Source organism: Dactylosporangium cerinum, from assembly GCF_042653625.1.
Taxonomy (GTDB): domain Bacteria; phylum Actinomycetota; class Actinomycetes; order Mycobacteriales; family Micromonosporaceae; genus Dactylosporangium; species Dactylosporangium cerinum.
The window spans coordinates 14,633-30,740 of record NZ_JBHSIU010000029.1 but is presented as its reverse complement, the minus strand read 5'-3'; the positions used below and the strand labels follow the sequence as shown (position 1 = coordinate 30,740).

The window sequence follows — 16,108 nt, the reverse complement described above, 5'->3', positions numbered from 1 at the left end:
ACCCGTCTATGACGCGGCGCACGGCTGCGCGGCGGTACCGGTTCAATCGCAGCGCGTCGTGTTCGTGACGGCACGGATGGTGAGGTGCGGGGTACCGTCGCCGCACCAACCCACCGGGAGCCGCCATGACCGCCATCAGTGCAGCCGACATCGACACCGCCGTCCGTGCGCTGCGGCCACGGCTCGGCGACCGCCTCCTGCTGCCGGACGACGGCGGGTTCGACGGCGCCCGGAAGGTCTGGAACGCGGCCGTGTCGCGCCGGCCGGCCCTGATCGCCCGGTGCCGCGACACGGCCGAGGTCGGCGCCGCCGTCCGGGCGGCCCGCGACGCCGGGCTGCCGCTGTCCGTGCGGGCCGGCGGCCACGACTGGGCCGGTCGGGCGCTACGGGACGGCGGGCTCGTCATCGACCTCACCGGCATGCGGGGCGCGACTGTCGACCCGGCCGGGCGCACCGTCACCGTGCAGGGCGGCGCGACGGCCGACGACCTGCTCGCCGCGACGGCACCGCACGGCCTGGTCACCGCCACCGGCGTGGTGCGTTCCGTCGGCCTGGCCGGGCTCACCACCGCCGGTGGGTACGGGCCGCTGATCGGCCGCTTCGGGCTGGCACTGGACAACCTGCTCGGCGCCGACGTCGTCCTCGCCGACGGCAGCACCGTGACCGCGGGGCCGGACGGCGACCCCGAGCTGTGGTGGGCGCTGCGCGGCGGCGGGGGCAACTTCGGCGTCGTCACCGACCTGCGGTTCCGGCTGCACGACCTGCCCACCGTGCTCGCCGGCATGCTGCTGTTCCCGTTCGCCGAGGCCGGTGCGGTCCTCGCCGGCTACGCCGAGATCGTCGCCGACGCGCCCGACGAGCTGACCGTCATGACCGGGTTCCTGCCCGGCCCGGACGGGCCGATGACGTTCCTGTGCCCGTTCTGGTCCGGCGCCGACCTGGCCGCCGGTGAGCGGGCGATCGCCAGGCTGCGCGCCCTCGGCCACCCGTTCGTCGACCAAGTCGGCGCGATGCCCTACGTCGCCGCGCTCGGCATGTTCGACGCCAACATCGTCGAGGGCAACCACTACCTGCTGCGCAGCCGCTGGCTCCCGTCGGTGTCGCTGGCCGCCGCCGACGCGCTCACCGCCGCGGCCGCGGCGATCTCCTCACCGTTCTCGACGCTGATCGTCAACCGGTTCCACGGCGCCGCGGCGCGGATCGACCCGGCCGCGACCGCGTTCGCGAACCGGGTGCCGCACCAGGTGGTCGAGGTGATCGCGGTGTACCCGCCGACCGACGCCGCCGACCGGCACCGGGCCTGGGCCGACTCGGTGGTGGCCGCGCTGGACCCGGTCTCGCTGCCGGGCGCGTACCCCAACCTGCTCGGCCCCGACGACGACGCCCGGGCCCGCGACTCGTTCGCCGGCAACCTCGACCGGCTCCTGGCCGCCAAGCGCCGATACGACCCGGACAACGCCTTCTCAGCCATCCCGGCGCTGGTCGACTGAACCGATCAGCTCGGCCACGTCGCGGTACCGCTCACCGGGCTCGACCCGCGTCGCCCGGCGGATCACGGACATCAGCCCGTCCGGGACCGCCGGGTGCGCGGGGACGGGTTCGCGGCGCAACTCGATCTCCTCCAGCACGCTCGCCGCGGCGTGTGGTGCGGCTCCGGTGATCAGCCCGTGCAGCACGGCGCCGAGCCCGTACACGTCGGCACGGGCCGAGGGGCGGTGCCCGTGCACGATCTCCGGGGCGAGATACGCGATCGAGAGCTTCCCGTCGATCACGACATGCGGGGGCACGGCGGTCACCGCGCCGACGCCGAACAGGCCCAGCACCGGCGTGCCGTCCCGCTCGACCAGGATCTTGCGCGGCGTGATCCGGCCGTGCACCACGCCGGCCTCGTGCAGAGCGGCCACCGCCCGGCCGACCGTCGCCACGACCTCGCAGGCCACGGTGACCGGCAGCGGCAGGTACCGCTCGATCGAGCCGCCGGCACACACCCGCATCGCGACGTACGCGTGCCCGCCCGGCCCGAAACCCGAGCCCAGCAGCGGCACCAGCCAGCCGGCGGCGGACAGCTCCGTCATGCGCCGGACCTCCGCGCCGAAGCGCTCCCCGGCTCCCGCCGCCGGCCAGCGGCAGACCTTGACGGCGACCGGGCCGGCGCTGCCCGTGCCCCGGAACACCTGCGAAATCCCGTCCTCTGCGAGGAGCTCGACCGGCCCGAACTCCGCACCCAGCACGCCGGCAAGGTCCATGCCCGTCATTGTGACCGGGCTTGGCGAGTCAGCCGTCGGTGGCGCTAGCGGCCGAGGTGCATGCCTTCGTAGGGGGTGGCGGCGAAGGCGGTCAGCATCTTGATCACGCTGTCGAGGTGGACGCGGGTGGCGAGTTCGGCGCGGGCCGGGTCGCGGGCGCAGACTGCCTCGATGATGGCCAGGTGTTCGGGGAGGGAGACCGAGGGGCGGCCGGGGACGAGGGACAGGCGGAACTGGTGCCGGACCATCTGGCCGTGCAGCTGCTCGATGATCTTGATCGCGGTGCCGTGCCGGGCGATGCGGCGCACCGCGCTGTGCAGCTGGGCGTTGAGGTCGGAGTAGCGCAGCATGTCGGTGGCGTCCACGGCGGCGGTCATCGCGGCGCCGAGGGACTGCAGTTCGGTGATTTCGTCGTCGGTGATCCGCTCGGCGGCGCGGGCGGCGACCAGGCCCTCGACGGCGCGCCGGATCTCGGTGATCTCGATCGCCTCGTCGACGGAGATCTCGCGGACCCGGGCGCCGCGGTTGGGCTGCAGTTCGACCAGGCCCTCGGTGGCCAGCCGGGTCAGCGCGTTGCGCAGCACGAACCGGGTCGTGCCGTAGCGCTCGGTCAGCTCGGTCTCGATGAGCCGCTGGCGCGGCGCGTACTCACCGCGCAGGATGGCCGCTCGAAGCTCGTCGAAGACGTCACTCATGCGGCTCTAACTCCCAGGTCGAGATGTCGATGTCGGGTCGGCTTCGCCCCGCAGGGCCATGGTAGGCAGGTCGTGCCCGAAGTGGGCCAGGGCTGGGTCAGTCGCCGGGGCGGTGGCCGCGTTTGGCCAGCTGGACGAGCTCATACACCCGGCCGCGAAGGTCGGCGAACTCCTTCGACGAGCGGGTCTGCAGCTGGTCGCGCTCGTCGGGCAGGTCGATCCGGACGTCCTCGAGCACGACGGTGGGCCGGTTGGACAGGACCAGGACCCGCTGCCCGAGGTAGACGGACTCGTCGATGTCGTGGGTGACGAAGAGGACCGTGATCCCGAGCCGGTGCCAGAGGGCACGGACGAGGTCCTCCAGGTCCGCCCGGGTCTGGGCGTCCACCGCGGCGAAGGGCTCGTCCATCAGCAGGACGCTCGGCTCGTAGGCGATGGCCCGGGCGATCGCGACCCGCTGCTGCATGCCGCCGGAGAGCTGCCATGGGTGGGCGTCGGCGCTCTCGGTCAGGCCGACGGCGGCAAGGGCCGCGTCGACGTTCAAAGTGCGCTGGGCGCGCGGGGTGCGGCGCAGCGGCAGCTCGACGTTCTTGCGGACGGTGAGCCAGGGGAACAGGCTGCGCCCGTACTCCTGGAAGACCACGGCCATGCCGGCCGGCGGTGCAGTCACCGGCGCGCCGTCGAGGGTGATGGTCCCGCCGGAGGTGGGCAGCAGGCCGGCGATGCAGCGCAGCAGGGTGGTCTTGCCGGCGCCGGACGGGCCGACGATGCAGACGAGTTCGCCGCGACCGATCCGGAACGTGAGGTCGCGGACGGCCTCGACGCTGCGGCCGTGGCCGGTGTACGTCTTGGCCAGCCCGGCGACGTCCAGGGAGACAGAAGGATCCACAGTCACACTTCCCGTTCTGCCTGGCGCAGCCCGCGGTACCAGGCCAGGGTGCGGTGTTCGACGAGCCGGAAGAGCGCGGACAGCGCCACCCCGATCAGGCCGAGCAGGATGATGCCGGTCCACATCTGCGGGATGGCGAAACCCCGCTGGAACTGCACGATGGCGGCGCCGAGCCCGCGGTCGGCGCCGAAGAGCTCGCTGATGACCATGAGGATGACCCCGATCGAGAGGGCCTGCCGGGCGCCGGTGGCGATGCGCGGGCTGGCGCCGCGCAGCACCACGTGCTGCAGCGTGGCGCGGCGGCTCAGCCGGTAGGAGCGGGCGGTGTCCCGCAGCACCTCGTCGACGGAGCGGACGCCCTCGACGGTGTTGAGCAGGATCGGCCAGACGCAGCCGAGCGCGATGGTGATGACCTTCGCGGTCCAGCCGGTGTACCCGGCGAACAGCGCGATGACGGGGATGAGCACCGGTGGCGGGATGGCGCGGAAGAACTCCAGCGCCGGCTCGCACAGGGCCCGCAGGGTGCGGAAGGACCCGATCGCGGTGCCCGCGGCGACGCCGGCGACCAGGGCGGTCAGGTACCCGACGGCAAGGCGGGCGAGGCTGGGCAGCACGTCGTGCAGGATCGGGTCGGCGGTCCACGTCTCGGGGAACGCCCGCACGATCGTTTCCAGCGGCGGCCAGAAGAAGCTCGTGCTGCCCGCGGACATGGCCCACCACAGCCCGATGAGCAGGATCGGCAGGCCGAGCGCGGCCGACAACCGTTTCACAGGTCCCTCCGGATCGAGGTGTGCCAGCGCAGGGCGCGCCGTTCGACGGCCCGGGCGGAGGCGTTGACCAGCACGCCGATGATGCCGACCACGATCACCAGGGCGTAGGTCTCGGCGACGGCGCCCGAGCTCTGCGCGACGCCGATGGAGCGGCCCAGCCCGGGCACACCGATGATCAGCTCGGCGGTGATCTCCAGGATGAGGGCGACGGCGGCGGCGAGCCGGAACCCGGTGACGACGTACGGCAGCGCGGTGGGCCAGACGACCGTGCGGACGACGGTCCAGCGGGAGAAGCGGTAGGACCTCGCCGTGTCGCGCACGACCGGGTCGACGTCGGCGACCCCGTACAGCACCTGGACGAGCACCTGCCAGAAGGCGGCGTAGACGACCAGGACGAGCGCCGACTGGAGCTGGCTGCCGTAGATGAGCACGACCAGGGGGATGAGCGCGACGGACGGGATGGGCCGCAGGAACTCGATGGTGGAGGCGGTGACCGCGCGCAGGAACGGCACGCTGCCGATCACCACGCCGAACACCACCCCGGCGAGCATCGCGACGGCCAGGCCGAGCGCCCAGCCGCGCAGCGTCTGGCCGAGCGCGATCCAGAAGTCGCCGAGGGCCAGCTGCCGTCCCAGGGCAACAGCCATCGAGCTGAACGGGGGCAGGAAGCGGCGGTCGACCACGTCCAGCCGGGGCAGCGCCTCCGCGACCCCGACCACGAGCGACAGGCCAGCCAGGCCGAGAAACCTGGCCGGCCCGTCGAGCTTCGAGGTGGCGCTCACGGCAGCAGGGTGTCCAGGGTCAGCGGCTTGGTGATCAGACCGTCCTTCTTGGCCAGGTCGCCGAGCAGCTGCACCGCGTCGCGGTCCACGGCGGTGGGCCACTTCGGCAGGGTCAGGTTCTGCTGCACGGTGGGGTCGATCTTGGTGTACGTGCTGAGGATCGCCCTGACGTCGTCGGGGTGGGCGGCGGCGTACTCCATGGACTTCTTCATCGCGGCGGTGAAGCCCGCCACGACCTTGGGGTTCTGCGACGCGTACTGCTGCGAGGTGAAGTACATCCCGACGGTGAGGTCGGCGTCGGTGCCCGCGTAGTTGGAGACCACCTGGCGGTTGCCCTGACCGGTGCCGATGGTCAGGAACGGCTCGACGACCTGGCCCGCGTCGACGTCGCCCTTGGCGATCGCCGCGCCGATGTCGGGGAACGCCAGCTCGACGTAGGTGATGGTGGACGGGTCGCCGCCGGCCTTCTGCACGACGTTGTTGATCGTCGTGGTGTTGATGTTCTTGAGGGTGTTGACGGCCACGCGCTTGCCGGCGAGATCCTTGGCGGTCTTGATCGGGCTGTCGGCCTTGACGATGACGGCGCCGAAGTCCTTGCCTTCCACACCGGTGGAGGCGACGCCGGCGGCGACGGCCTTCAGCGGCAGCCCCTGCGACGAGGCCAGCAGCAGCGACGTGGTGTTGCTGAACCCGAACTGGTACTGCCCGCTGACGACGCCCGGGACGATCGCGGCACCGCCCTGTGCGGTCTCCAGGGTGACGTCCAGGCCCTCGGCGGAGAAGAAGCCCTGCTTGATGCCCAGGTAGATCGGGGCGACGTCGACGATCGGGATGACGCCGATCTTGAGCTTGGTGGTGCCTGCGGACGACGTCGTATCGGTGCTCGACCCGCCGCCGCAACCGCTGAGGACGAGAGCGGCGGCAAGGGCGAGGACGGCGCGGCGGGGGGTGTGAGGTCGGGGCATGGGTCCTCCAGTGGACGGAAAGCACCCCGGCGGGGCGCTCTCGGAGCCGACGGGACGGACGTTACAGATATTGTCAACAATTGTGAAGCCAATCTTGACCACAAACTCGATCAGGCGTTACATGTGCTGCATGGCATCCCATTACGTCGTCCGGACGGTGCACCGGGCCGCGGCCGAGGTGATCGAGGCGCTACGACAAGCCGGTGTGGCGACGGTGCACGAGGCCGCGGGCCGGGTCGGCCTGCTCGGCCCCGACGTCCGGGCCCGCCAGGCCGGCGCGGCGATCGGCGGCTCCGCGATCACGGTGTCCTGCCACCCGGGGGACAACCTCATGATCCACGCGGCGGTCGAGGTGTGCCGGGCGGGCGACGTGCTCGTCGTGGCGACCACCAGCCCGTCGACGGACGGCATGTTCGGCGACCTGCTCGCCACCTCCCTGGCCGCCCGCGGCGTGCTCGGCCTGGTCATCGACGCGGGGGTGCGGGACATCGCCACCCTGCGTGGGATGGGCTTCCCGGTCTGGTCCCGGGCCGTGCACGCGCAAGGGACCGTGAAGGCGAGCCCCGGCTCCGTGAACGTCCCGGTCGTCGTCGCGGGCCACCTGGTCTCGCCCGGCGACATCGTCGTCGCCGACGACGACGGCGTCCTCGCCATTCCGGCTGCGACCGGCCCGGCCGTGGCCGCCGCGGCGGCACAGCGCCTGGCGGCCGAGACGGCGAAGCGCGAGCAACTGGCCGGCGGGACCCTTGGCGTCGACCTGTACAACCTCCGACCGCTGCTGGAAAGCCTCGGCGTGCGATACGTGGACCAGCTCCCGTGACCGGCATCCCGTGCATGCAGCTGCGCGGCGGCAGCTCCAAGGGCGCCTACTTCCTGGGCGCGGACCTGCCGGCCGACCCGGCCGAACGCGACGACCTGCTGCTGCGCGTCATGGGCTCCCCGGACGAGCGGCAGGTCGACGGCATCGGCGGCGGGCACCCGCTCACCAGCAAAGTCGCCGTCGTGAGCCCGTCCACGGACGACAATGCCGACGTGGACTACCTGTTCCTGCAGGTCGTGCCCGACCGGGCGGTCGTCACCGACGCCCAGACCTGCGGCAACCTCCTCGCCGGTGTCGGCCCGTTCGCGATCGAGCGGGGGCTCGTCGCCGTCTCCGGCGACACCACGACCGTGCGCATCCGCATCCTCAACCCCACGCCGAGCCTCGTCGAAGCGCGGGTGCAGACCCCGGGCGGCCGGGTGCGATACGACGGAGACACCGTCATGGCCGGCACCCCGTTTCCGGCGGCGCCGATCGTGTTGCGGTTCCCCGGGAGGGCCGCGCCGGTGTTCCCGACCGGGCGGCTCGTCGACCGGTTCGCCGGCGTCGAGGTCACCTGCGTCGACGCCGGCATGCCGGTGGTGCTCGTCCGCGCCGCCGACCTCGGCCTCGCCGGCACCGAGTCGCCGGGCGACCTGGAGCGCGACGCGGCGCTGCGCCGGGCCGTGGAGGCGATCCGGCTCGCGGCCGGCCCGGCGATGGGGCTCGGCGACGTGCGGGACAGCACCGTACCCAAGATCACCATCGTGTCGGCGCCGCGGCACGGCGGCACGGTCACCACGCGGACCTTCATCCCGCACCGGGTGCACGCCGCGATCGGCGTGCTGGGCGCCGTCTCCGTCGCCGCCGGAGTTCGCACGCCCGGCACCGTGGCGACCGCGGCGGCCGACGGGGAAGTCCGGATCGAGCACCCGACCGGCACGTTCGAGGTGACGATCGACCTCGACGCGGATGGCCGGAACACCCGCCTGCGCCGCAGCAGCGTGGTGCGCACCGCCCGAAAACTGGCCGACGGCCTCGTGTGGCCGCGGAACGGAAAGGCAACCGGATGACGCATGACCCCGACGGACGCCGGGACATCGCCCACGTCGGCCCGATCGAGCTGTTCACCCCCGTCCTCGACGACTCCGCCGACTTCTTCGTCACGGTGATGGGGCTGCGCGAGGTGCACCGCGACGGCACCTCGGTCTATCTGCACACCTGGGACGACTACCAGTCGTGGACGGTCCGGCTGATCCAGCGGGACACGGCCGGCATCGGCCGCACCTACCTGCGGGCCGCCAGCCCGCAGGCCGTCGACCGGCTCAAGGCCGCGATCGACGCAGCGGGCCTGGGCAAGGGCCTGGTCACCGACGTGCACGGGCTCGGCGAGGTGCACCTGTTCACCGACCCCGACGGGCACGAACTGGGCCTGTACTGGGACGTCGAGTGGTATCACGCCGACGACACCGACCGCCCGGCGCTCAAGAACCAGGCGGCGGCCTACCCCGGACGGGGCGCGAACCTGCGCCGCCTCGATCACGTCAACTACCTCACCGCCGACGTCCCGGCCACCTCGGCGTTCCTGCGTGACGTGCTCGGCGCCCGCTGCACCGAGCAGATCGTCAAGGACGACGGCAGCCCGCAGGCCATCTGGTACTCGCTCGGCAACAAGACCTACGACCTGGTCTACACGGAGGACTGGACCGGCTCCCGCGGCCGCCTGCACCACGTCGCCTTCGCCACCGACACCCGCGAGGAGATCCTCCGGGCCGCGGATGTCTGCCTCGACGCGGGCGTGCACATCGAGACCGGCCCGCACAAGCACGCCATCCAGCAGACGTTCTTCCTGTACGTGTGGGAGCCCGGCGGCAACCGGATCGAGATCTGCAACGCCGGCGCCCGCCTGATCCTGGCGCCGGACTGGAAGACGATCAGCTGGACCCGCGAGGAGCGGGCGAAGGGCCAGGCGTGGGGGCTCAAGACGATCGACACCTTCCACACGCACGGCACCCCGATCGTCTAGGAGTCGCTATGTCCAACCTCCGTGTCGCTGTCCTCGGGCTCGGGGAAGCCGGCGGCGAGATCGCCCGCGACCTGGTCGCCGCCGGCGCCGACGTCCGCGGTTTCGACCCTCTTGTGCCGCCTCCGGCGGGCGTGGCACCGCGAACGAGCGACGCCGACGCCGTCCGCGACGCCGACCTGGTGCTCAGCGTCAACAGCGCGCACGACGCCGTCCCCGCGCTGGAGAGCTCGCTGGACTGCCTGAGGGCCGGGACGATCTGGGCGGATCTCAACACCGCCGCACCCTCGGTGAAGCGGGAGCTCGCCCGGCGGGCGACCCACGTCGTGGACGTCGCGCTCATGGCACCGGTGCCGGGCAAGGGCCTGCGCACGCCGATGCTGATCTCCGGGGAGGACGACGCCGTCGCCCGGTATGCCGAGGCCCTCACCGCGCTCGGCGCCGACGTGACCGTGCAGCCGGGACCGGCCGGCGAGGCGATCTCCCGCAAACTGCTGCGCAGCGTGTTCTACAAGGGGCTCGCCGCCGCGGTCGTGGAGGCCCTGGCGGCCGCCGAGGCGGCCGGTTGCGAGGACTGGCTCCGCGACAACATCGGCGCCGAGCTGGCCGGCTTCGACGAACGCACCATCGACCGGCTCGTCACCGGCACCCGCCGGCATGCCCGCCGCCGCGCCGACGAGATGGCCGCGGCGGCTGAGCAGCTGCGCGCGCTCGGCGTGCCGCTTAGGATCTCCACCGCCGCCCACGAGCTGCTGGTCTCCCTGACGGACGCACCATGATCATCGACTGTCACGGGCACTACACGACCGCTCCGGCGGCGCACACCCCGGCGGGTCCGCTGCCGTACCCCCGCATCTCCGACGACGAGATCCGCGAGTCGATCGAGGGCAGCCAGCTGCGGCTCATGCGGGAACGCGGCGTCGACCTCACCGTCTTCTCGCCCCGCGCCTCCGCGATGGGTCACCACCTCGGCGAGGCCGTCAGCGCCGGCTGGGCCCGGGCCTGCAACGACCTCATCGCCCGCGTCGTGGGCCTCTACCCGGAGCACTTCATCGGGGTCTGCCAGCTGCCGCAGTCGCCCGGCGCACCGATCGCGAACTCCGTCGCCGAGTTGCGGCGCTGTGTCGAGCAGCTCGGGTTCGTCGGCTGCAACCTGAATCCGGACCCCAGCGGCGGGCACTGGACGTCGCCGCCGTTGACCGATCCGTCGTGGTTTCCCCTGTACGAGGTGCTGGTCGAGCTGGACGTGCCGGCCATGGTGCACGTCTCGGCGGTGACGAACCCCAACTTCCACGCCACCGGGTCGCACTACCTCAACGCCGACACGACCGCGTTCATGCAGTTCCTGCAGGGGGACCTGTTCGCCACGTTCCCCGGCCTGCGGTTCGTCATCCCGCACGGCGGCGGGGCGGTGCCCTACCACTGGGGCCGCTTCCGCGGGCTCGCCGACATGCTCGGCCGGCCCCCGCTGGAGGAGACGGTCCTGCGCAACGTCTTCTTCGACACCTGCGTGTATCACCAGAGCGGCATCAACCTGCTCTTCGACGTCATCGACATCGACAACATTCTCTTCGGCTCCGAGATGGTCGGCGCCGTGCGCGGCATCGACCCGCGGACCGGCCACCACTTCGACGACACCCGCCGCTACGTCGAGGCGCTCCCGCTCAGCGCCGGTGACCTGCGGAAGGTGTACGAGCTCAACGCCCGCCGCGTCTATCCGCGCCTGTCCCTTCCGCTCGGCACGTCCTGACCTTTTTCATAGAGGAGACGACCCGTGCCCCACCCCCCAACCCTGGCGCGCGCCGGTCTCGTGGCGCTGCTCGCCACGACGCTGATCGCGCCGTCCTCCACCGCGTCCGCGCACCGGCCCGCCACCACCCCCGAAGGGCTCGCCGTCCTGCCGGCCGTCCAACCCGTCATGACCTGCGCCGACGTGACCGGGCTGCAGCTCGGCAAGGTCACCGACGCCACCGTCACCATCGCGTCGGCGACCGTCGTCACCGCCGGCACGCCGGCACCCTACTGCGAGGTCCGCGGCACCATCGCCCCCGCCGACACGTTCGTGGTGCGGCTGCCCGTCAACGGCTGGACCCAGCGCTACGTCCAGACCGGCTGCGGCGGCCTCTGCGGCAACGCCAACATCAACTACGGGCAGGCGGGCACCTGCCCGGTCGTCACCGACGGCACCGTCGCCAGCGCCACCACCGACATGGGCCACCAGGGCCGCAACGACGGCTCCTGGGCGGCCGGCAACCCGCAGGCGCAGATCGACTTCGCCTACCGCGGCGTGCACGCGACCGCGCAGGTGGCCAAGGCCCTCATCAAGGCCTTCTACCACCGGGCGCCGGCGTACTCGTACTTCACCGGCTGCTCCGACGGCGGCCGCGAGGCGCTCATGGAGGCGCAGCGCTACCCGGACGACTTCGACGGCATCGCCGCCGGCGCGCCGGCCAGCAACATGGCCGTCCAGAACACCTTCCACCACGCCTGGAACGTCCTCACCAACCGGGCCGCCAACGGCGACTCCATCCTGCTCGCCGACCGGCTGCCACTCATCCACACCGCGGTGCTCGCCGCGTGCGACGGCCTCGACGGCCTCACCGACGGCGTGCTCGACGACCCCCGGCTGTGCCGCTTCGACCCGGCGACCCTTGTCTGCACCACCTCATCGCAGACCTGCCTGTCACCGGCGGAGGCCGGCGTCGTGCGGCGCCTGCACGACGGCGCGACGGACGCCCAGGGCCGCCGCCTGGAGCCGTTCATCTCCCACGAGTGGGGCTCCGAGCTGGAGTGGACGCTGTTCATCCCCACCGCCCAGGGGCAGACCGTCGCCAGCGAGATGTTCGCCCTGTCCTACCTGCGCTACCTCGCCGACCCGAACCAGCCGAGGCCCGACTACCAGCTCAGCGACCTGCGGTTCACCGTCGAGTCGTTCTGGAAGACGGTCATGCCGTCGTCGTCCTACCAGGCGGCGCTCGACCCGGATCTGGGCGCCTTCCAGCGCTCCGGCGGGAAACTGCTGCTCTGGCACGGGTGGAACGACCAGCACATCTCACCCCAGTCCACGCTGATCTACTACGACACGATGCGCCGGACCATGGGCGACGTCGACCGCTTCGCCAAGCTCTACCTCTTCCCCGGCATGGCCCACTGCGGGGGCGGCGCCGGGCCCAACACCGTGGACGTGCTCACCCCGGTCATGGCCTGGGTCGAGAGTGGCCGCCGGCCCGGCCGGATCACCGCGGCCTCCGCCACCCGGACCCGGCCGGTGTATCCGTATCCGACCGTCGCCCGCTACGACGGCACCGGCAGCACCGACGACGCCGCGAACTTCGTCGCCTACACCCCGCGCAACCAGGTCCGCAACGACGACGACTGGGTCGGGCGGCGGCTCTACTCGCCCGGGTATCAGACCTGGCCGCGCGCGGTGGACGGCAGGCTCGTCCTCTAGATCTTCTGCCGGGCCGCCCGGGCGAGCTGTTCGTCGTGCGGGCGGCCCAGCTCACGCGCCAGCGCGACGATCCGGTCGAGGAGCGCGAGGGCCTCGTCGGGGCGGCCCGCCACCCGGCACGTCTCGGCGTATTCGTGCAGGCAGTCGATCTCCAGCTGGACCTCGGCGAGGGGCTCCAGCAGCGCGAACGCCCGCCGGTGGTGCTCGAGCGCCGGGTCGAGCGAGCCCATGCCGCGCAGCGCGACGCCGAGCGCGTTGTGGCACCACGCCTGGTTGTGCTGCAGGTTGTGCTCCTCGGACAGCCGCAGCGCCTCGCGCAGCGTCCGCAACGACTCCGCCGGATCCTCCACCGCGAGGCCGAGCGTGACCAGCCCGGTGACCTGGCCCGGCCCGGCCGCCAGGGCGACGGATGCCCGGGCCAGGTCGACGGCCTCGGCCCGCCGCCCCAGGCGCAGCGTCACCCAGCCTTCGAAGGCGAGGGCCTGCGACTGCCCGGCGGGGCGGCCGAGCTTCTCGAACAGCTCACGGGCCCGCCGCAGTTGTTCCTGGGCCGCCTCGAGGTCACCGAGGTCCCGGCGCGCCAGCCCGGTCCGCAGCGCCAGGCCGGCCGCGAGCTCGTCGTCCGGTCCTTCGCGCTCGGCAACCTCATATGCGGCGAGGGCCTCGGTCAGGCGCCCGGCGGCGGCGAGCGCGAACCCGAGGTCGGACAGCAGCGCCGCCCGCTCCTGGTGGCGGCCGAGCCGGCCGGCAGCGTCGGCGGCGGCCTGGAGCAGCCGGGTCTGATCGTCGGTGCCGCGGTGCCGGAAGAACCAGACCCGCATGGCCTGCGGCAGCTCCGCGACCACCTCGTCGACGCCGAGCCGCACCGCGGCGTCGAAGCCGGCGACCAGGTTGACGTATTCGAGGTCGAACCAGGCCAGCGCCTCCGCCGGGTTGCCCGCCGCCGGCTGCGGGCGCTGCGGCGACGGCAGCATCCGATCGCGGGTGACGGCCTGCGCCAGGTAGTGCTGCAGGACCCGGCGAAGGGCGGCGTCGGCCTGCGGTTCCTCGTCGGCGGCGAGGTCAGCCGCGTACTGCCGGATCAGGTCATGCATCCGGAACCGCCCGGGCGACAGCTCCTGCAGCAGGTGGGCGTCGACCAGCTCGTCGAGGACCGCGCCGAGCCGGTCGGCGGGCACGTCCGCCAGCGCGCCCGCCACCGCCGCGTCGAAGTCGGCGCCGGGCAGGACGCCGAGCAGCCGGAACAGGCGGCGCTGCGCCGGGTCGAGCTGGTGCAGGGACATGCCGAACACCGCGTCGAAGCGGCCGGCGGTGTCGCGCAGCCGCTCCGCGAGGACCGCCACGGTCCAGCCGGGCCGATGGCGCAGGCGGGCGCCGGCCATCCGCAGCGCCAGGGGGAGCCCGCCGCACTGCTGGAGCACCTGACCGACCGCCTGATCGTCGGTGGCCCCGAGGCCCGCCGCCCGGCCGAACAGGTCGGCCGCGTCGCCGGCCGTGAACGGCGCCACCGACACCGGCGGCACGCCGTCCAGGCTGACCAGGCGGTTCCGGCTGGTGACCAGGACCGCGGACTTTCCCGCGCCGGGCAGCAGCGGGCGCACCTGCTCCGCGTCGACGGCGTTGTCGAGCACGACGAGGGCCCGCCGGCGGGACAGCTCCGAGCGCCACAGCGCCGCCCGTTCGACGGCGCCGGCCGGTGGATGCGTGATCTCCAGCGCGGCCAGCAGCCGGCCCAGCGCCGCGAGCGGTTCGAGCGGCTCCTGGCCCGGAGTGAAGCCGTGCAGGTCCAGGTAGAGCCCGCCGTCCGGGTACGCGGCCGCGAGCCGGTGTGCGACGTGCACGGCGAGGCTGGTCTTGCCCACGCCCGCCATCCCGTCGATCGCGACCGCACCGGCGGTGCGGAGCAGCTCCTCGACCTGCGCGGACTCCGCTTCCCGGCCGGTGAAGTCGAACAGGTCGGCCGGCAGGTCGTTGCGCCGTGGCGGCGGCGCCGCGCCGGCCTTGGTCGCCTCGGCCCACACCGGGCGCAGTGGCCGGGGGTCGCGGCCGACGGCCTTGCACAGGGCCACGACGGCCTCCCACGGCGGCACCAGCCTGCCGGTCAGATACCGGGACAGCGACGAGCTGCTCAGGCCCGCCTGGGTGGCGAGCGCCCGGAGGCTGAGTCCGCTCAGGTCCTTGATCCTGGCGAGCTGGGCCACGAGCTGTTCTTGCGGGCCGGACACGTGCAACACCGTACCCGTCCCGCCCCACGGGGTTGTTCCGGCGCCGTGTTTTCACTGGTCAGGGGCGTTTCCGCTGTCCCACGGTGTCCCACGGCCCACGCGGTGCGGGGCGCCCCGGTGGTCCGATGAGTCCTGTCAGCGAGCGCCACCGCACAACTGAGGAGCACGAGATGCCGACCGAACGGATGCCGAACCCGGCGATGCTGATCCCCGAGGCGATGGAGGCCCTGATGGCCGTCAACCGGGCCGTCGCCGGCGCCGGGCTGGACAGCAAGCTGCTGGCGCTGAGCCACCTGCGGGCCAGCCAGATCAACGGCTGCGGACCGTGCGTGGCCGGCGGCGCCGGTCAGGCCCGCCGCAACGGCGCGACCACGGAACAGGTGGACGCCGTCGCCGCGTGGCGGGAGACGCCCTGGTTCAGCGACGAGGAGCGCGCCGCGCTCGCCCTGACCGAGGCCGTGACCAGGCTCGCCGACCGGGCCGACCCGGTGCCCGACCAGGTGTGGGACCAGGCGGCCAAGCACTTCGACCAGAAGGAACTGGCCGCGCTGCTGCTCAACATCGCGGTCACGAACACGTTCAACCGGCTCAACGCGCCGACCCGCCAGCAGGCTGGTGCCTGGTAGTCCCGGCCGCGCCAACCGTCCTGACTCGAACCTCCCTTCCCGATTCGAACCCCCCTTCCTGACTCGAAAGGACCGTCATCATGGCGACCACGAAGAACACCACCACCACCACCACGAAGCACGAGGGTTTCACCGAGGACGAGCGCGGCGCCATGAAGGAGCGCGCCAAGGAGCTCAAGTCGACCGCCCGCCGCGGCGCCAAGGCCGACACCGAGCCGGAGGTCCTCGCCAAGATCGCCGAGATGTCCGACGCCGACCGCGTGACCGCCGAGCGCATCCACGCCATCGTCAAGGCGAACGCGCCCGTCCTCACCCCGAAGCTCTGGTACGGCATGCCCGCCTACGCCCGTGACGGCAAGGTCGTCCTGTTCTTCCAGAGCGCGGCGAAGTTCAAGACCCGCTACGCGACGCTCGGCTTCAGCGACGAGGCCAACCTGGACGAGGGCAGCATGTGGGCCGCGTACTTCGCCCTGACCACGCTGACCGAAGCCGACGAGACCCGCATCGCCGCGCTCGTGAAGCAGGCAGTGAGCTGAAGATTGCCGGCAACGGGCGGCCGGGCACAGACGCAGCCGGTTCACAGCAGACAAACAAATGGGCCCGTCGCGATGATCGCGACGGGCCCACCGTTGGTGGT

At 72.6% G+C, this 16,108-nt stretch carries 16 protein-coding genes; 9 read left to right on the top strand and 7 right to left on the bottom strand.

Annotation, left to right across the window (positions count from 1 at the left end; genetic code table 11):
• The first annotated feature begins 125 nt into the window (after window positions 1-125).
• A complete protein-coding gene (locus ACFPIJ_RS24825) occupies window positions 126-1,490 on the top strand; it encodes an FAD-binding oxidoreductase (RefSeq protein WP_380117679.1) in 1,365 nt (454 codons plus the stop codon).
• On the opposite strand, the gene ACFPIJ_RS24820 is transcribed toward ACFPIJ_RS24825, so the two are convergent.
• The 6 genes from ACFPIJ_RS24820 to ACFPIJ_RS24795 form a co-directional block, all read right to left on the bottom strand.
• Window positions 1,464-2,246 carry a protein kinase gene (locus ACFPIJ_RS24820; protein ID WP_380117677.1) on the bottom strand — a complete coding sequence of 261 codons (783 nt, stop codon included), beginning with the start codon at window positions 2,244-2,246 and terminating at the stop codon, window positions 1,464-1,466. The genes ACFPIJ_RS24825 and ACFPIJ_RS24820 overlap by 27 nt on opposite strands.
• 44 nt (window positions 2,247-2,290) lie before the next feature.
• Window positions 2,291-2,941, bottom strand: a complete 651-nt coding sequence (locus ACFPIJ_RS24815; RefSeq protein WP_380117675.1) for a GntR family transcriptional regulator — start codon at window positions 2,939-2,941, stop codon at window positions 2,291-2,293.
• 97 nt (window positions 2,942-3,038) lie between these two features.
• Window positions 3,039-3,830 (bottom strand): ABC transporter ATP-binding protein, encoded by a 792-nt coding sequence (locus ACFPIJ_RS24810; protein ID WP_380117673.1) that lies wholly within the window; start codon window positions 3,828-3,830, stop codon window positions 3,039-3,041.
• A 2-nt stretch (window positions 3,831-3,832) separates the two neighbouring features.
• Complete coding sequence (locus ACFPIJ_RS24805) at window positions 3,833-4,600, bottom strand: ABC transporter permease (RefSeq protein WP_380117671.1); 768 nt, start codon at window positions 4,598-4,600, stop codon at window positions 3,833-3,835.
• Window positions 4,597-5,382, bottom strand: coding sequence for an ABC transporter permease (locus ACFPIJ_RS24800; RefSeq protein ID WP_380117669.1), 786 nt, complete (start codon window positions 5,380-5,382; stop codon window positions 4,597-4,599). The genes ACFPIJ_RS24805 and ACFPIJ_RS24800 overlap by 4 nt, the downstream gene beginning before the upstream one ends.
• A complete protein-coding gene (locus tag ACFPIJ_RS24795; protein WP_380117667.1) occupies window positions 5,379-6,347 on the bottom strand; it encodes an ABC transporter substrate-binding protein in 969 nt (322 codons plus the stop codon). The genes ACFPIJ_RS24800 and ACFPIJ_RS24795 overlap by 4 nt, the downstream gene beginning before the upstream one ends.
• Before the next feature lie 130 nt (window positions 6,348-6,477).
• Here ACFPIJ_RS24795 and ACFPIJ_RS24790 point away from each other — a divergent pair, with 130 nt between their 5' ends.
• Genes ACFPIJ_RS24790 through ACFPIJ_RS24765 form a run of 6 tightly spaced genes read left to right on the top strand, consistent with a single transcriptional unit; the run spans window position 6,478 to window position 12,620 of the window.
• A complete protein-coding gene (locus ACFPIJ_RS24790) occupies window positions 6,478-7,167 on the top strand; it encodes a 4-carboxy-4-hydroxy-2-oxoadipate aldolase/oxaloacetate decarboxylase (RefSeq protein WP_380117665.1) in 690 nt (229 codons plus the stop codon).
• On the top strand, window positions 7,164-8,219 hold the full coding sequence (locus ACFPIJ_RS24785) for a 4-oxalomesaconate tautomerase (RefSeq protein ID WP_380117663.1): 1,056 nt from the start codon (window positions 7,164-7,166) through the stop codon (window positions 8,217-8,219). Before ACFPIJ_RS24790 ends, ACFPIJ_RS24785 begins: the two co-directional genes overlap by 4 nt.
• Entirely contained in the window at window positions 8,216-9,172 is a 957-nt protein-coding gene (locus ACFPIJ_RS24780; protein ID WP_380117661.1) for a VOC family protein, read from the top strand. Before ACFPIJ_RS24785 ends, ACFPIJ_RS24780 begins: the two co-directional genes overlap by 4 nt.
• An 8-nt stretch (window positions 9,173-9,180) precedes the next feature.
• On the top strand, window positions 9,181-9,948 hold the full coding sequence (locus ACFPIJ_RS24775) for an NAD(P)-dependent oxidoreductase (protein ID WP_380117659.1): 768 nt from the start codon (window positions 9,181-9,183) through the stop codon (window positions 9,946-9,948).
• A complete protein-coding gene (locus ACFPIJ_RS24770) occupies window positions 9,945-10,919 on the top strand; it encodes an amidohydrolase family protein (protein ID WP_380117657.1) in 975 nt (324 codons plus the stop codon). Before ACFPIJ_RS24775 ends, ACFPIJ_RS24770 begins: the two co-directional genes overlap by 4 nt.
• A 24-nt stretch (window positions 10,920-10,943) precedes the next feature.
• Entirely contained in the window at window positions 10,944-12,620 is a 1,677-nt protein-coding gene (locus ACFPIJ_RS24765) for a tannase/feruloyl esterase family alpha/beta hydrolase (protein WP_380117655.1), read from the top strand.
• On the opposite strand, the gene ACFPIJ_RS24760 is transcribed toward ACFPIJ_RS24765, so the two are convergent.
• The gene (locus tag ACFPIJ_RS24760) at window positions 12,617-14,845 is read right to left on the bottom strand and encodes an ATP-binding protein (RefSeq protein WP_380117653.1); all 2,229 of its coding nucleotides are present in this window, start codon (window positions 14,843-14,845) and stop codon (window positions 12,617-12,619) included. The genes ACFPIJ_RS24765 and ACFPIJ_RS24760 overlap by 4 nt on opposite strands.
• A 170-nt stretch (window positions 14,846-15,015) precedes the next feature.
• On the opposite strand from ACFPIJ_RS24760, the gene ACFPIJ_RS24755 reads away from it, so the two are divergent.
• Window positions 15,016-15,471, top strand: coding sequence for a carboxymuconolactone decarboxylase family protein (locus ACFPIJ_RS24755; protein WP_380117651.1), 456 nt, complete (start codon window positions 15,016-15,018; stop codon window positions 15,469-15,471).
• Window positions 15,472-15,551: 80 nt separating this feature from the next.
• Window positions 15,552-16,007 carry an iron chaperone gene (locus ACFPIJ_RS24750; protein ID WP_380117649.1) on the top strand — a complete coding sequence of 152 codons (456 nt, stop codon included), beginning with the start codon at window positions 15,552-15,554 and terminating at the stop codon, window positions 16,005-16,007.
• The last annotated feature ends 101 nt before the right edge of the window (window positions 16,008-16,108 follow it).

Coding starts and splice junctions, on each gene's coding strand:
- ACFPIJ_RS24820 (WP_380117677.1), bottom strand. CDS start 2,246: ATGGACCTTGCCGGCGTGCTGGGTGCGGAGTTCGGGCCGGTCGAGCTC.
- ACFPIJ_RS24755 (WP_380117651.1), top strand. CDS start 15,016: ATGCCGACCGAACGGATGCCGAACCCGGCGATGCTGATCCCCGAGGCG.
- ACFPIJ_RS24780 (WP_380117661.1), top strand. CDS start 8,216: ATGACGCATGACCCCGACGGACGCCGGGACATCGCCCACGTCGGCCCG.
- ACFPIJ_RS24815 (WP_380117675.1), bottom strand. CDS start 2,941: ATGAGTGACGTCTTCGACGAGCTTCGAGCGGCCATCCTGCGCGGTGAG.
- ACFPIJ_RS24750 (WP_380117649.1), top strand. CDS start 15,552: ATGGCGACCACGAAGAACACCACCACCACCACCACGAAGCACGAGGGT.
- ACFPIJ_RS24790 (WP_380117665.1), top strand. CDS start 6,478: ATGGCATCCCATTACGTCGTCCGGACGGTGCACCGGGCCGCGGCCGAG.
- ACFPIJ_RS24770 (WP_380117657.1), top strand. CDS start 9,945: ATGATCATCGACTGTCACGGGCACTACACGACCGCTCCGGCGGCGCAC.
- ACFPIJ_RS24825 (WP_380117679.1), top strand. CDS start 126: ATGACCGCCATCAGTGCAGCCGACATCGACACCGCCGTCCGTGCGCTG.
- ACFPIJ_RS24775 (WP_380117659.1), top strand. CDS start 9,181: ATGTCCAACCTCCGTGTCGCTGTCCTCGGGCTCGGGGAAGCCGGCGGC.
- ACFPIJ_RS24795 (WP_380117667.1), bottom strand. CDS start 6,347: ATGCCCCGACCTCACACCCCCCGCCGCGCCGTCCTCGCCCTTGCCGCC.